Source organism: Cupriavidus sp. GW823-FHT07A04 (assembly GCF_058794615.1).
Map to the genome: position 1 here is coordinate 1 of NZ_JBXAHA010000018.1, position 14,840 is coordinate 14,840.

Here is a 14,840-nt window from a genome sequence, read left to right on the forward strand (position 1 = left end):
GTAAGCTAAAAGACCGAAGTCTTCCGCATCCGCTATCAAGCGCCCACACTTATCGGTTGTTTGTTTGTTAAAGAACTGGTCGCGGTTCGCTTTGCTCACCGCGTCGCTGCGTTTGCTGCAGCAGAGAAACGAGATTATGAAGCGTGATCATCGTTTCGTCAACAGGTTTTTTTCCTTCAGCTCGCTGCGCCGTGCGCGCCGCCAACCACCCCTGCCAACCCCGCAACCCTTGTCCCGTCTGCTTTGCAGCGGTGTTTCGTGTTGCGAGGGGGCGAATCATAGGGGACCCCCTCGGCCTTGGCAAGCGTTTTCTGAAATGATTCCGGCACCAACAGAAAAGTGCCGCAAAAGACTTATGGAGGCCAGTTGGCATCGCCGAGCCACGGCGCTAGCCGGCGGCCACCTGGCTGCGGCAAACTATGGCCGCAGGACAAGCCCGGGCGGCACACGACGAAATCCGCTACACCCGCGGGGCACTCTATATAGAAGGAGGAACTTGCATGACCATTCGCATCGTGAAGCTCGGCTCGCCCCGACAGCCCGACGAGGGAATCCGCATCGGCACCGTACGCAGGCCGCCCCGGGGCGTGCCGAAAGCCGAGTTCGCCAAGCGGGACTACTACGATGTGTGGTTTCCGAACCTGTCGCCCTCCGCCGAACTGGTTGCACAAGCCTTGGACATACAGAGCGGAGGGGATGAAAAGGCATGGCGGGCATTCGAGCGGCATTTTCGTGCGGAAATGGCGCGCCCGGAAGCCAGCAGGACATTGGATCTGCTGGCCGCGATGTCACAGCAAACGAACTTCTCGATTGGCTGTTATTGCGAACACGAGGAAAGATGCCACCGTTCTATATTGCGCGCCCTGCTGGCGGCGCGCGGGGCCGCGCTATCTTAGGCGGTGCGCTCAAACCGCCTTTTGGTCGCGCACGCACTGGCGGCGGAACAAGGGACGCAGGCTTGGCCAGCGGATAGGCAGGAGCGGGGTGCGATGGCGCACAGCGTTGCGCTCGGCATAGTGGGCCAGCAGTTGCTCGCCAACCGACTGCCGGAAATAGGCGGGCGTCGGGTAGTCCATGGTCAATCCCTATTGTGGTTCATCAGGATTGACAGTATACCGATTTTTGGTGCACTGCGTCATGTTGAGGCTTGCAAACGCCCCATTCCGGGGCATTGGGTTGCCGCCGGAACGCCCAGAAATACCAATGAAATCAACGAAAAGCAGCGCCCTGGTGGCGGCGGGTGCTGACTTGACCTGGTGCGGGATCTCTTTCGTATATCGAATACTATCTACCAGCACTCAGGAACCTGTGGCGGCGGCCTCGGCCACATCTTCGGCTGCCTTGGCGGCGCTATAGACGTGCCGCGTCGCCAACAGCGCCGCCAGATCCGCATCGCCGGCGATGACGGCCTGCAGGATCTGCGCATGCTCTTCCCAGTTCTGCCGGGCACGCGTCACGTTGGCCGGTGCGAACAGCAGGCCTGTGCGCTCCCTGAGCGTACGCACCATATCCTGCAGCACGCTATTGGCCGCGATATTGCCCAGCACCTCATGGAAGCGGGTGTTCAATTCGATGAAACGCTCCGAGCGTCCGCTCGCGGCGGCCTCGGTGCCCTGGCGCAGCACTTCGCTGAGTTCGGCGATCAGGGCAGGATCACGGCGCTGGGCAGCCAGCTTGGCGTTAAGCCCCTCCAGGGTGGCCCGCACTTCAACCATTTCCTTGGCGATGTTCGGCGACAGCGTCGCCACCGAGGCGCCCCGCCGGGGCTCGATGCGCACCAGGCCTTCGGCGGCAAGCGCGCGCAGCGCTTCCCGCACGGGGATGCGCGACACGCCAAGTTCAGTGGAAAGCTTGTTCTCGACCAGGCGCTCGCCTTGGTTGTACTGCCCGCCGAGGATGCGCTCACGCAACGTATCGGTCACCAGGGCAAACAATGGGGAGTGCTGGGCGCCAAGACTGGCGCCGGCGGAATCCGAACCAGGAAGTGCGTGTTCGGTACCATGGGCGTCGGACATAGATTCTGGCTTGGGTCGGCGAGACACTGTCCTCGGGTGTGGCGCACGGGCGAGCCATCGCGAACGAGTGTCAAAGGGATCAGGGACCGCGGCGCTGGCCCGGAAGGCTGAGGGACAATGCGACCGCGGCGGCATTGTCCGCATTGTATACCGGCGCACTACGGTTTTTGCGCAACACACATTGCCAATGCCAAGGCTCACATCAGGGCGCGCCGCGCCCTGGCACAACGCGCCGCCCATGTGCCGTGGGCACGGGTCCGGCAGGCTATGATGCGTAGCCTCTCCCAAACCCCGCCCGCGATTCGCCGATGGCTCTTAACCTGGTCTGGCTCTCCTTCTTCCTGCTCGCCTTCATCGTCGCCTGCATTCGTGTGGCGACAGGCGATACCGCGGTGTTTCCGGCGATGCTCGCGAGCCTGTTCGACAACGCACGCACCGCGTTCGAGATTTCGCTTGGCCTGGCGGGCGTCATGAGCTTGTGGCTGGGCATCATGCGCATTGGCGAACGCGCCGGCGTAGTCGACGTCTTTGCGCGGGCGGTCAATCCGCTTTTGCGCCACTTCTTCCCCGGCGTTCCGCAGGGCCACCCGGCCCAGGGCGCGATGATGATGAATGTGTCGGCCAATATGCTGGGGCTCGACAATGCGGCGACGCCGCTCGGCCTCAATGCCATGCGGGAGCTGCAGTCGCTCAATCCGCGCGCTGACACAGCCAGCAACGCGCAGATCATGTTCATCGTGCTGAACACGGCTGGCTTGACGCTGATCCCGACTTCGGTGATCGCCATGCGGCAAGCGATCGCGGTCAAGCAAGGCCTGGTCGGGTTCAATGCCGCGGATATCTTCCTTCCGACCCTGCTTGCCACCTGCGTGTCCTGCGTTGCCGGCTTGCTGGCAGTGGCTTGGGCGCAGCGGCTCAACGTGCTCAAGCCAGCCGTGCTGGCCGCCTTCGGGCTGCTGGCGGCGGCTGTCGGCGGAGTCTTCCTCTGGCTGCGGCACGCGCCCCCGGAACAGGTGAGCACCGCCACCGCCCTGGCTGGCAGCGGCTTCATCCTGACGTTGATCGTGGTCTTCCTGATTTGCGGCGCCGTACGCGGCATAAACGTCTACGAGGCCTTCATCGACGGCGCCAAGGAAGGCTTCGGCGTCGCTGTGCAGATCATTCCCTATCTAGTGGCAATCCTGGTGGCGATCGGGCTGTTTCGGGTGACCGGCTGCATGGATGTCCTGATGCGGGGCCTGAGCGCCGCTTTTGCTTGGCTGGGCCTGGACACCGCCTTCGTCCCCGCGCTGCCGGTCGGGTTGATGAAAATCCTGTCTGGCGCGGGCGCCCGCGGGCTGATGATCGACGTCATGAGCACCTATGGCGTCGACTCCTTCCAGGGTAAGCTCGCCGCGATCATCCAGGGCTCGACCGAAACCACCTTCTATGTGCTTGCCGTGTACTTCGGCAGCGTCAACATCCGCAACACACGGCACGCGCTTGCCTGTGCCTTGTTCGCCGATCTTGTGGGATTGTGCGCCGCGATCGGCATCGCCTACCTGTTCTTCCGCTGAAACTGGCACGCCGTGCCGCGATAAAACCGACGAATTGCCGACAAACACTCGACGAAAACAGGGCGAAAGATGATAGAAGACGAGCTTTCGATGTATTAAGCCGCTACTTTGTTGCTCACATACAACATGTTTGTGAAGCCAGACACGCTTGGCCTACATGCCGCTTGGTGCGACGCAACAAATCATATATAGTGGAGTCTGTCTCCTCCACCACCTCGGTGGATTCCAGCCCGCGCACGAAACTGCGCGGGTTTTTTTTGCCCGCGTTTTGCCAATCGCCATGGTTTGCCATTGCTGTGGCGGCTCACGGCATCGGCCGCAGCCGATCCTGCCCAGCGCACCAAAGAAGCTCAGCCGCTGCACCATGAGAAGGCCAGGCCGCACCGCTCCGGGGTGAAACCTCGAATTTCTCGCAAAATGTTGCGACGCAACATTCGATCCCGTAGAGTCAACCTGTCTCTTGCGCCTGGCAGGGCGAATCTCCGCCTCGCAGCGCCCACCCTTCTTGCCGACATGATCTCCGCGCTGCGCCTGCCCCGCCCCGATGCCTCGATGTTGCAAAGAGGCCTGGTCTACGCCTTCTCGTTCCTGGTCCTGGCCGGCACGGGATGGCTCACCGGGGAAGCGGGCTATCTGTGGGCGGCAACGGCTTCGATCTGGACCTGCCTGGCCGACCGCCGCGGCACCGCCGCCGAACGGCTGGCGGCACTGGGCTCCGTCGGCATTGGCGGTGCCGCCGCATGTGCCCTGGGCACCGCTGCAGCGGTGACGCCATGGACGGCGCTCGCCGTGGTGCTTTTCGCCGGGCTGGCCGCCGGGCTGGCCGAGACCCGCGGCCCCGTGCCCGCGCTGTCGGCCAAGCTGCTCTATGTGGTGCTGATCGCCTCCTGCCTGCAACCAGCGGGCGAGGCCGAACTGGCCATGCGTGTGTTGGCCCGCAGCCAGGAATTCCTGCTCGGCGGCATCTTCGCCTGCGTCGTCAGCCTGGCCCTCATCCGATCCGCGCGCGACACGCGGCCGCGCGCCGAGATACTGGCGGTGTTCGATGCGTTGCTGCGTTTTGCCTCCGATCTGGCGGCCGATGCGCCCGTGGGCGATGCGACGGCCACCAAGCGCGACATCCGCGAGCGTATCGAGGCTGCGCATCAGGCGATCAACATGCGGCGCAGCCTGCGGGACCCGCTTGGGCTGATGCACTATGCCTATGTGGTGAGCCTGGCCGATGCCATGTTCGCCCTGTTGATCGTTGCCGCCGAACTGCGCAGCCGGGCCGATGACGCGGGCCCCAAAGCCGGTGACACGGGCAGTGCGGAGCACCTGCCGCTGCGCCACTTGCTGCGCTGCGTCACCGATGTCCGGGAGCAGGTCTGCGAAGGTCTGGCCCATCACGCGCCTGACTTGCCGTCACTATGCGCGGCGCTGGCCGGCGAACTGCGCCGCCTGCATGCACCGCTGGCCAATGCCGGGGCGCCGCCGTTGTACCAGGCTGCGCTGAGCGCACTGGCCCGCTATCCGGCCTTCGGCGACTGGCGCCGCGAGTACCGTTGGCCGCGGCGCGCCATGCGCCGGACATGGCAACGCTGGCGCGCCGTGGTTGCGGAGCACACCGCCCGCGATGCCCGCGTGGCCCGCCATGCGGTGCGGCTGGCGCTGGCTGGCGGCCTGAGCCTGATGCCGGCGCAGTTCTGGAGAGTCGATCACGGATACTGGGTGGCGGTCACCGTCATCATGGTGCTTAGCCCCCAGTTGCAAACCACGCGCAGGATCTCGTTCCTGCGCTTCGCGGGTTCCCTGGCCGGCGCGCTGCTGGCCTGTGCCATCGGCCTGGCTCACCCGCCGGCGCCGCTGGCCCTGGCAATCAGCGCGGCCTGCCTGGCTGCCGCCTATACGTGCCGGCTCGCCGGCAGTCCCGGGGCCTTCGCAATGTGCCTGACGCCCGCAGTGATCCTGTTCTCGTGGGTCGGGGCTCCAGCGGCGGACAGCAGCCACTTTGCCGCACTGCGAGGCATCGACACGGCGCTGGGCTGCCTGATCGCCCTGGCTAGCTACTATGTGCTGGCGCCGCGGGCCGAGCTGTCGCGGGTGTATCGCCATAGCCTCGACGCGCTGGTGGCAAACACAACGTACCTGCGGGCCGCATTTGCCGGCGCCAGCGCGTTCACTGCCTCGCCCACCCGCTCGCCCGCGCCGACGCAGACACGGCTGGAAGCCTTGCGCATGGCGGCCGGGCGTACCTCCAGCCGGGCGGATCAAACCTTGCAGCAGGGTGTGGCAGAGCTCGCTCCAGAGTTGGCCCGCGAGTACGCCCAGCTGCACCTGGCCTTGCGGCGCATGGCAGCGCTGGCTGGCTTGGTGCGCGCCGGGCTAGAGGCCCAAGCAGGCAAGAGCCAGCCGGAACCGGCCACGCAGGCCGTCCTGCAAGGCCTCGCCGCACGGCTGTCCGACCTGGCAGCCAACCCCGGCGCAGGCGTGACTTCGCTTGCAAGCGGGTTCCTGCCGGATTCCGCGGCACCGCTGGACCGGTTTCTGGTTGAACAGGCCGGCTTCGCCTCGGCCCAGATCAACACCGCCCACGCAGCCGTGGCCGCCGTGCACCGGCTGGCCGGCGGCCAGCCCAGGCCCAACGGCCCGCATTTGCCCTATCCGGGTTGATGACGGTCAAAGCCCAGCACTCTGCGTTCATCGCGGATCGGAACCATCTCCTAGAATGGTTCCATTCCTCAGTGACCGGTGTGAGGCACGCCATGCCCGAAATTTCCTTTCCCCGCAGCGTCCCCACCTACTGTGCGGCTAGCCTGACCCTCTCCTGCCCCGCCACTGTCAACGGGCAACCCACCTTGTATTCGATCACGGCCGAGGCGCTCGAGACCCATTTCGGCGCCCGCTCCCCACGCGAGGAGGATCTGGTGCGGGCGTTTACCAGCCACCGGCAGCGCATCGAACGCATTGCCGAAGGCCTGTTCGAACTCACCCAGGCGCGGGAAATCCTGTTACGTAGCGGGCACATCCGATTCGCAGGCTGAAGGCTCAGCCTTCCGCCGCCTGGCCGCGCACCAGGAGCACCGGCACGCTGGCCTGCCGGATCACGGACTCGGCCACGCTGCCCAGGACCAGCCTGCGCACGCCACGCCGGCCGTGGGTGCCGATCACGATGAGGTCTGCGCCCCATTCAGCTGCGGCATCGTTTACCGCGCTGGCAATGTCGCCCCCCACGGTCTGCTGGGTGACCAGCCGCGTTTCATGGCGCACGCCCTGCGCGCTCAGGCGTTGCGCGGCAGCCGCCAGCGCGCGTTCGCCGCTGTCGGCCAGCGCTTGCTGCACGGGCGTTGGGTCGTAATACGCAACGTCGAACATAAGCTGGCCGTTGTCCACGACATACAAGGCGAGGACTTGCGCGCCCCCGGTGCCCGCGATCCGGATTGCCTCGGCAAGCGCCAGGTCGGAGGTTGCACTGCCATCCACTGCCACCACAATCTTCTTATAAGCCGCATTCGTCATTGCCATTTTCTCCAGTAGAACAACGGATAGTGGCGGAAGCGGCATCGCATTCCGCCGGATTCGATACTACTCGCCCCCGCGCGACGCGGACGTTCCGTGCGCGCCCGAGTCCACAATCACGAGGTAGCGCCCGGGCCGGGCCACCGGCGCCCGGCCCGGCGCCAGGACCCAAAGCGAGTCACCGCGCTGCGCAGCGGCCAGGTAGTCGGCATCCAGCAGACCATAGTGGTCAAGGAGGCGATTCAGGGTGGCGGGGATCCGCACGCATCCCTTGGAAGCCGGGTGGCCCAGCCGAGACTCAAGCCGGTCCGGATCGGTGGCATGCATCTGCAAGCGCATCTGGCTCTCCCCGCCCTTGCCCCAGCCACGTTGGGCATCGACCCAGCCGAAGTCATAGATGCGCATCCCGCTGACGCCGTAGCCGCGGATGCCGTTTTCGTTGTAGGTACCCTCGGCACGGAAATCCATGTTGTCCATGCTGTGGCTGAATACACCGGTCGGGGTGATGAAATGATCGAAAGTGCCTGGCTTGCCTGTCGAGACGGGCGCGGCGCCCACCCACTGCCAGGGCGCATCGTCGGCGGGCCGCGCGAACAGCATGGCGGCCTGGACGCGCGGGTTGCGATCGACCAGCACAGCCCAGTCACCCGCATCGGCCTCCCGCCCGTCTGCCTGTAGCGCGGACGCCAGCAAGCCGGCATACCGCACGGCGACGGCCGCCGGGAGGCTGAGATGGCGGGACACTTGTTGCGCGAATGCTTGCCGGACCATGCTGAGCTCATTGGCGGCGGCAAGTGGTGGCTGGAACGCCACCAGCGCGGCTAGCGCCAATGGCGCCAGACGTCGTCTGAAGCGAGCGAGCCAGCGCCGAAAACCTTTGACGCGGGCCCGCCCGAGGCGAGCGCACGACATGATTGCCTCCTTTAGACAGGCGTTGCGGCTAAACGCCATGGTTGACGTTTACGCGGCGCGGCGCCTTGTGCAGGATCAAGCTCCACGCACGGAAGCGCTCCGACGCCACCGTCCCGAAACGGTGGACGGTCTACTTATATAGACCGCGAAGGCACGGACTATTTCCGTTGTGTATGTCGGACGCCGCTTCCCCGGGGACGAAGGATCGCCAGCGTACCGAGCGTTGCGGCTCAGCCGCCGCGTTTCGTGCCTTACGCAGGTCGCATCCATATACAATCACGCCCATGCAATACATCCATGTCGTCAACGGCGACGTAGCGGGCAACACGCTACGGCAAGCCCTCGCCCAGGCCGCCAGGCCCGACCCGGTCGTCGTGCTTCGCGACGACCTCGCCGTCGGGCCGCTGGCCGATGTCGATAGCAGCGGGCTGATCCGCTCCGGTTTCTGGCAGCGCGTGGCGCCGCACAGCGACATCGACTTCGCCGCCGAAATGCATCAAGCGCTCGACCAGCTGCATGGCCTGCGCAAGGACGAGCTGGAAGTTGCCATCTGGCATGGCCAGAGCGCTTCCGACCAGTTGATGCTGCGCCGGGTGGTGTTTCACCTCTACCAGTCGCCCCAGCGCATCAATGAAGTGGCCATGGACATGCGCGAGCTGGAAGCGCCCGCGCGCGGCAACCTGGCCGCTATCGGCATGTATCCCGCGGCCCGGCTGGCGCGGCGCTTCTCCACCATCGCCCCGGTCTCGGTCCTGCGCCTGGGCCGCCTGGGCTATGAGTGGCAGCAGAACGTCAAGGAAAACGCCGACGTGCGCCTGTGGAAGGGCAATACGCTGGTGCCAGCGGCCTACCACACGGTCGACGAAGTCATCCTGGAGCGCGCCCCGCTGGAATGGGCGCCGGCCGCGCAAGTGGTGGGCGGCGTGATGGGCGCCATCGAAGGCCTGCTGGCCAGCGACTGGTTTGTGTTCTGGCGCTGCCGCGAGCTGATTGGCGCCGGCCAGCTGGTGCTGCGCGGCAATGCCGAATCCCTGCAGACCTGCGAGTTGCGCCGCAACCTGTCCGCCGGCGGCGAGTAAAAAGAGAAAAGGCGAAGGTCTCCATGGCCCGTACCAAGGCACCCGATTTCGAGGCGCAGCGCGAGCAGATCCTGGACCTGGCTGCCGCCGCCTTTGCCGCCAGCAGCTACCCCAGCACCTCGATGGCCGACCTGGCTGCCGCCTGCGGCACCTCCAAGGCCCGGCTGTACCACTATTACGAGAGCAAGGAGGCGATCCTGTTCGACCTGCTCGACCGCTACACGCGCCGGCTGATGCTGATCGTGACCGAGGTCGAGGCGGAGGCGGAACGCCAGGGACGCAGCGAGCTGGATAGCTTCTCCAACCTGATCCGGGCCTTCCTGGCCGAGTACGAGACCTCGCAGACCCGGCATGTCGCCCTGATCAACGACGTCAAGTTCCTCGCCGAGGAGCAGCGCGACCAGATCCTCAAGCGCGAGCGCGACGTGGTGGCCGCCTTCTCCCGCCAGTTGCGCCGGGCCTATCCCGAGCGCGTCACCCGCGACAACCAGGCCGCGCTGACGATGACGGTGTTCGGCATGATCAACTGGACCTTCACCTGGCTCAAGCCAGGCGGCAAGCTGTCGTACGCGGAGTTCGCCGAGATGGTGATCGACCTGCTGGCGGGCGGGTTGCCCGGTGCGCGCGCAGAACCCGCAGCGCGGCTGCGTGGTGTCGAGTAACACAAATTCATAGGCAGTGCCGGCGCCATTGCAGCGCCGGCGCGGCACCTCAGGACCAGTCTTCCTCTTCCCGCTGGCGGCGCTGATCGCGGTCCTGGCGGAACATTTCCTCCAGTTCGTCGCGCGCCTGGCGCGCCAGCGAGACCAGCTTCTTCTGGTCCGTGTAATGCGGATAGAAGCGCTCGATCGCCGCGATGTTATGCCGGCGAAAGCGCAGCGCGACCGAGCGGGCCTGCACGGGATCGTAGCCCAGCCCCTCCAGCACGCGACGGCCCAGCAACAGCGAGCCCTCGAACACTTCGCGCTCGAACAAATGCACGCCGCGGTCCTTGAGCTGGTAGACGTGCGACACATGGCGCGCCCGCGCGTAGATCTGCAGGTGCGGGAAACGCGCTCGCACGCTGTCGATCAGCGCGAGGCTGTCCTCCATGCCATCGATCGCCACCACCAGGATGCGGGCCCGCTCAGCGCCCGCGGATTCAAGCAGGTCCATGCGCGTGGCGTCCCCGTAGAACACCTTGAAGTCGTACTGGCGCAGAAACTCGATCTGGTCGGGATCGTGGTCCAGCACGGTCACGCCGATCCCTTGCGCATAGAGCAGGCGGCCGATGATCTGGCCAAAGCGGCCGAAGCCGGCGATCAGCACGGGGTTGTCCTGCGGCGCGATCACGTCGTCCGGGCGCCGCGCCAGGCGGGCCAGCCGTGGCGCCACCAGCCGGTCGAAGGCCAGCAGGAGCAGCGGCGTGGCCACCATCGACAGCGCCACCACCAGCACCAGCAGCGCCTCGGTGCGCGCCGGCAGCAAGCCGGCGCCGCCCGCCACGCCAAACACCACGAAGGCGAACTCGCCGCCCTGTGAAATCAGCAGCGCAAACAATAACCACTGGCCGCGCGCAATGCCAAAGCGCGGCGCCAGCAGGGCCAGCACCAGCGTCTTGAGCAGCACGAAGCCAACCACCAGGGCTGCCACCTGCACCGGCGCGCGCATCAGCACGCCGAAGTCGATCGACATGCCTACCGCCATGAAGAACAAGCCCAGCAACAGGCCCTTGAAGGGCTCAAGGTCGGCTTCCAGCGCATGGCGGTACTCCGAGTCCGCCAGTAGCACGCCAGCCAGGAAGGTGCCCAGCGCCATCGACAATCCCACCGCGTCCATCATCAGCGCGATGCCCACCACGAGCAGCAGCGCGAAGGCGGTGAACATCTCGCGCATGTCGGTGCGCGCGATAAAGCGCAGCGCGGGGCGGACCAGATAGCGCCCGCCCACCACCACGGCGCCGATCACCCCGACCGCCTTTGCCGCCCCGAGCCAGCCCCCCGCGCCGGACGCGCCGGCGTCTGCGCCACCGGCAGCCAGCAGCGGCAACAGCGCGATCATCGGGATCGCGGCGATGTCCTGGAAGAGCAGGATGCCGAAGCTGGCGGCGCCCGCCGGCGTGCCAAAGAGATTGCGCTCGGTCAGCGTGGCCAGCGCGATCGCGGTGGACGACAGCGCCAGCCCCAGGCCCGCCACCAGCGCGACCTGCCACGATGCCCCGACCAGCGCAGCGACGCCGCCGAGCAGGATCGCGCAGGCCGCCATCTGGGCGCCGCCATAGCCGAAGATCACGCGGCGCAGCGCCCACAGCTTCTTGGGCTCGAGCTCCAGGCCGATCACGAACATCATCAGCACCACGCCGAACTCGGAAAAATGCAGGATGGACTCGACGTTGGTCACCAGCCGCAGGGCCCACGGGCCGATCGCCACGCCGGCCAGCAGGTAGCCGAGCACCGCGCCCAGGCCAAAGCGGCGCGCCACCGGCACCGCCACTACCGCGGCAACCAGGAAGACCACCAGGGCCACCAGGAAATCGTGTTGTTCCATGGCGTGCTCCTCAGCTTGCGGCGGCGTTGGAGGCAACGCCACGGGCGCCGTCGGCAATGCCGCCCAGCACACCGGTGACCCGGCCGATATGGTCGGCCAGCGCCTGGGCATCGGCCTGGTTGGCATCGTGCAGCACCAGTGGCGACAGCCAGCTCATGCCGCACAGCACGGCGGTCTGCTCAAGCGGCAGCATGTATTCCTCGATGCTGTGGCCATGCGTGCCGTCGGGCCCGTAGGAGTCGGCGTGGCCACCGGTGCTGGCCACCACAAGCATGGACTTGCCACGCAGCGCCGTACCGCCGGGGCCGTAAGCCCAGCCACTCTCCAGCACATCGTCCACCCACAGCTTGAGCAGCGCCGGCATGCTGTACCACTGCACCGGGAACTGCAGCACCAGCGTGCCGGCCCGCGCGAGCGCGCGCTGCTCGGCGACCACGTCGATGTCGTAGTCGGTATAGCTGGTGTAGAGATCGTGCACGGTCACGCCGGGCAGGCTTTCCAGTGCCGCCGCCAGCGGACGATTGACGCGCGACAGTTGCGGCCTGGGGTGGGCGTAGATAACGAGAATCGGGGGCTCGGCCTTGGGGTCCACGAAAAATCCTGAGAAATCAGCTGCGCAACAGTAGTCGCGAGGCCAAAAAAGATGTGCATAAAGCACTTACATCTGTGAATAACCGGGGCTGTGCCACCGCGAAGCAGGGCCAATCCCGTGCCCCGGCCCGGCGAAAGCCGGTATGCGGCGTTGCAGCAAACCCACACCATCGGGCGGAAAGCGCCCTTCAAGCACCACACAACTGATTGATTTATATAGATTTAGTTGGAATTTACAAAATCGAACAAGGTAGATGCGATGCTCACCTTACGTGGAACTGACAAATCCACTACAATACTTTTTGCAATGCAGCAAGATAGTGTTTGCCCTTGTAGCCCGACCAATTTGTCGAAAGTGCATGGACGAACACCCGCTGAGTGCTATTTTTATACCTGATTACGTCGCAAGGAAAACAAAGTGAATCCGCTCGAACTGAGCAAGGCCGTCGGGGCCGTATCCGACGAAGATCTCCGCCGTGCAGCCGCAGCAGCGCAAGCCTCGCATCGCCCCACCACCCTGGTGCGCGAACTGGCTGCGCATCATCGCTCGCGCCTGCTCAAGCATTTCCTCGCCCTGGGCGAGGAGGATCGCCTGCTCCGTTTTGGCCAGTCGGTTGGCGATCATGTGATCGAAGCCTACGTCGACAGCATCGATTTCGACCACGACACCGTGTTCGGCGTGTACGACGAGCACCTGGAACTGATCGGCGTGGGCCACTTTGCCAACCTGCGCGACAACACGCAGGGCCGCGTCGCCGAGTTCGGCGTCTCCGTGTCGCAGAGCGCACGTGGCCGCGGCATTGGCAGCGCGCTGTTCGAGCGTGCGGCCATGCACGGCCGCAACAGCAATGTGCGCACCCTGTACATGCACTGCCTGTCGCGCAACGCCGCCATGATGCACATTGCCAAAAAGGCCGGCATGAAGGTGCAGTATGCGTACGGCGAGGCCGATGCCTACCTTGAGCTGCCGCCTGCCGATACCGTCAGCCGCCTGACCGAGGCGCTCGACGAGCAGGTTGCCGACCTCGACTACATGCTGCGCCGCAACTTGCGCGATGCGCGCCGTTTCGGCCTGCGCTTCTGGCGCTCGATGGTGCCGCAAAAGCACACCGCCTGAGCGAAGCCTGCCGGCATCGTACCGATGGCGCGCCCGCCCGGCGCGCCATTTTCTTTGGTGCCGGCGATAACCGCGAGGCTCTCAGCCTCCTGGTACCGGCAAGGCCGTGGTGTCCTTGATGCATTCGAGGGCGAAGCTCGATCGTACGTCGATGACCGCGGGATGGGCCAGCAAGTGGTCCTTCATGAAGCGTGCGAAATGCTCCATGTCTTCCACGTAGACCTTGAGCAGCAGGTCCATCTCCCCGGTCATGGCGTGGCAGGCGGCCACTTCCGGCCAGATCTCGATGGCAGCGCGGAACAAGTCCAGCGGCGCCTTGCCTTTGGGCGCGCCCCCGTGCTTCTCGAGCCGTACGTTGATATAGGCCAGCAGCCCCAGCCCGATCCGGCCGGGTTCCAGCAGCGCCGCGTACTGGCGAATCACGCCAACCTCCTCCAGCCGGCGGATGCGTCGCAGGCACGGGCTGGGCGACAGGTTCACGCGCTCGGCCACTTCCAGGTTGGTCAGCCTCCCGTTGGTCTGCAGCACCTCCAGGATCTTCCTGTCGATCTTGTCCAGCTCCACCTTGCTCACGATATTGTTGCTCCGCAATATGTTTGTCGGCAATTTTTTTGCGCAAATTTAGCAAACCGTGCACAAGTACGCAATTTTTTATGGCGACCTGTCTCTTCTGGCGTCCTTTCGCCCTGCGCGATCGCCTTCCAGGTGCAAGATGCCGCCGCGGCGTACGGCCCATGCACAGGAACAGGGCGTCAGAGACTGCCATGGCAAATGCGGCCGGATCGCCCCGGACGTTCCGGCCTTCAGGAGCGTGGACTATTCGCTGATCCGGCAGGTCGAGCGTTCGGAAGGCAAGGATGGTGCCAACACTGGCCAGAGCCGCCAGCCACGAAGCAAAAAAAAGCGCGGCCGGCAACGGTCGCGCTTCTTTTCATCTGCCCACGGCGCGGCGCGCCGTGGATCCTGCCTCAATCAGCCACCGCTGCTCGACGGCGCTGCCGGGTTGGACTGGCTACCGCGGGGCATCCGCTGCATCCGCTGCTCGTGCATCTTCTGCATGCCAGCGTGGATCTCGTCCAGCGTCAGCTTGCCGTCGTGGTTGGTGTCGAGCTGGTCGAAGTACTTGGCCAGGTGAGGCATCCCGGCTTGCACCTCTGCCTTGGTCAGCGCACCGTCGCCATTCTTGTCGGCCGCCTTGAAGCGGGCATCGAGCTCGGCCCGCATCTCGGCACGGCGCTGCTCCATCATCGTCTTGTGATAGGCAGCCAGTTCGCTCTTGTCGAGCTTGCCGTCGTGATTGGTGTCGATCTTGTTGAAGAGCGCGTCGGCCTCCGCTTTGGAGATCGTGCCATCGCCGTCGGTATCGATCGATTTGAACCACATGCCGCCGCCATGCTCCATATGGTGGCGCATACCCGCCTGAGGTCCCGGGCCCGGCGCGGCGGGGGCAGTGGTCTGGGCGAAAGCTGCGCCGCCCATCGCCAGGAACACCGCCGAAGCGGCCATGAAATTCCGGATCGAACGTGCCTTGAGATTGCCTTGCATG

General features: G+C 65.4%; 15 protein-coding genes. 7 read left to right on the forward strand and 8 right to left on the reverse strand.

The annotated features are described in order from the left end of the window. Positions 1–500: 500 nt before the first annotated feature. A complete protein-coding gene (locus AC1Q7Q_RS28020) occupies positions 501–896 on the forward strand; it encodes a DUF488 domain-containing protein (protein WP_492375214.1) in 396 nt (131 codons plus the stop codon). Between the two features lie 9 nt (positions 897–905). Here the strand turns inward: AC1Q7Q_RS28020 and AC1Q7Q_RS28025 are convergent, their stop codons facing one another. Both AC1Q7Q_RS28025 and AC1Q7Q_RS28030 read right to left on the reverse strand, forming a co-directional pair. After that, entirely contained in the window at positions 906–1,076 is a 171-nt protein-coding gene (locus AC1Q7Q_RS28025; protein WP_492375215.1) for a hypothetical protein, read from the reverse strand. A gap of 222 nt (positions 1,077–1,298) precedes the next feature. Beyond that, the gene (locus tag AC1Q7Q_RS28030) at positions 1,299–2,015 is read right to left on the reverse strand and encodes a GntR family transcriptional regulator (protein ID WP_492375216.1); all 717 of its coding nucleotides are present in this window, start codon (positions 2,013–2,015) and stop codon (positions 1,299–1,301) included. A 308-nt stretch (positions 2,016–2,323) separates the two neighbouring features. Here AC1Q7Q_RS28030 and AC1Q7Q_RS28035 point away from each other — a divergent pair, with 308 nt between their 5' ends. The 3 genes from AC1Q7Q_RS28035 (at position 2,324) to AC1Q7Q_RS28045 (ending at position 6,594) form a co-directional block, all read left to right on the forward strand. Then, positions 2,324–3,571, forward strand: coding sequence for a nucleoside recognition domain-containing protein (locus tag AC1Q7Q_RS28035; protein ID WP_492375217.1), 1,248 nt, complete (start codon positions 2,324–2,326; stop codon positions 3,569–3,571). A 552-nt stretch (positions 3,572–4,123) separates the two neighbouring features. Further along, complete coding sequence (locus tag AC1Q7Q_RS28040; RefSeq protein ID WP_492375218.1) at positions 4,124–6,223, forward strand: FUSC family protein; 2,100 nt, start codon at positions 4,124–4,126, stop codon at positions 6,221–6,223. Between the two features lie 92 nt (positions 6,224–6,315). Beyond that, positions 6,316–6,594, forward strand: coding sequence for a DUF1488 family protein (locus tag AC1Q7Q_RS28045; RefSeq protein ID WP_183032748.1), 279 nt, complete (start codon positions 6,316–6,318; stop codon positions 6,592–6,594). A gap of 4 nt (positions 6,595–6,598) precedes the next feature. On the opposite strand, the gene AC1Q7Q_RS28050 is transcribed toward AC1Q7Q_RS28045, so the two are convergent. Both AC1Q7Q_RS28050 and AC1Q7Q_RS28055 read right to left on the reverse strand, forming a co-directional pair. Further along, positions 6,599–7,069 carry a universal stress protein gene (locus tag AC1Q7Q_RS28050; protein WP_492375219.1) on the reverse strand — a complete coding sequence of 157 codons (471 nt, stop codon included), beginning with the start codon at positions 7,067–7,069 and terminating at the stop codon, positions 6,599–6,601. 66 nt (positions 7,070–7,135) lie between these two features. Continuing rightward, on the reverse strand, positions 7,136–7,981 hold the full coding sequence (locus tag AC1Q7Q_RS28055) for a L,D-transpeptidase (protein WP_492375220.1): 846 nt from the start codon (positions 7,979–7,981) through the stop codon (positions 7,136–7,138). Positions 7,982–8,265: 284 nt separating this feature from the next. Between AC1Q7Q_RS28055 and AC1Q7Q_RS28060 the strand changes: the two genes are divergently transcribed. Both AC1Q7Q_RS28060 and AC1Q7Q_RS28065 read left to right on the forward strand, forming a co-directional pair. After that, the gene (locus AC1Q7Q_RS28060; RefSeq protein ID WP_492375221.1) at positions 8,266–9,060 is read left to right on the forward strand and encodes a DUF1835 domain-containing protein; all 795 of its coding nucleotides are present in this window, start codon (positions 8,266–8,268) and stop codon (positions 9,058–9,060) included. A 23-nt stretch (positions 9,061–9,083) separates the two neighbouring features. Continuing rightward, complete coding sequence (locus AC1Q7Q_RS28065; protein WP_043350405.1) at positions 9,084–9,722, forward strand: TetR/AcrR family transcriptional regulator; 639 nt, start codon at positions 9,084–9,086, stop codon at positions 9,720–9,722. Positions 9,723–9,771: 49 nt separating this feature from the next. On the opposite strand, the gene kefC is transcribed toward AC1Q7Q_RS28065, so the two are convergent. Together kefC and kefF are read right to left on the reverse strand one after the other, a co-directional pair. Then, on the reverse strand, positions 9,772–11,586 hold the full coding sequence (gene kefC / locus AC1Q7Q_RS28070; protein WP_492375222.1) for a glutathione-regulated potassium-efflux system protein KefC: 1,815 nt from the start codon (positions 11,584–11,586) through the stop codon (positions 9,772–9,774). Positions 11,587–11,596: 10 nt separating this feature from the next. Then, positions 11,597–12,178 (reverse strand): glutathione-regulated potassium-efflux system oxidoreductase KefF, encoded by a 582-nt coding sequence (kefF, locus tag AC1Q7Q_RS28075; protein WP_492375223.1) that lies wholly within the window; start codon positions 12,176–12,178, stop codon positions 11,597–11,599. A 417-nt stretch (positions 12,179–12,595) separates the two neighbouring features. On the opposite strand from kefF, the gene AC1Q7Q_RS28080 reads away from it, so the two are divergent. Continuing rightward, positions 12,596–13,294, forward strand: a complete 699-nt coding sequence (locus AC1Q7Q_RS28080; RefSeq protein ID WP_441637517.1) for a GNAT family N-acetyltransferase — start codon at positions 12,596–12,598, stop codon at positions 13,292–13,294. 81 nt (positions 13,295–13,375) lie between these two features. Here AC1Q7Q_RS28080 and AC1Q7Q_RS28085 read toward each other — a convergent pair whose 3' ends face one another. Continuing rightward, entirely contained in the window at positions 13,376–13,867 is a 492-nt protein-coding gene (locus AC1Q7Q_RS28085; RefSeq protein ID WP_043352404.1) for an Lrp/AsnC family transcriptional regulator, read from the reverse strand. 399 nt (positions 13,868–14,266) lie between these two features. Next, positions 14,267–14,839 (reverse strand): EF-hand domain-containing protein, encoded by a 573-nt coding sequence (locus tag AC1Q7Q_RS28090; RefSeq protein WP_492375224.1) that lies wholly within the window; start codon positions 14,837–14,839, stop codon positions 14,267–14,269. Position 14,840 lies beyond the last annotated feature (1 nt).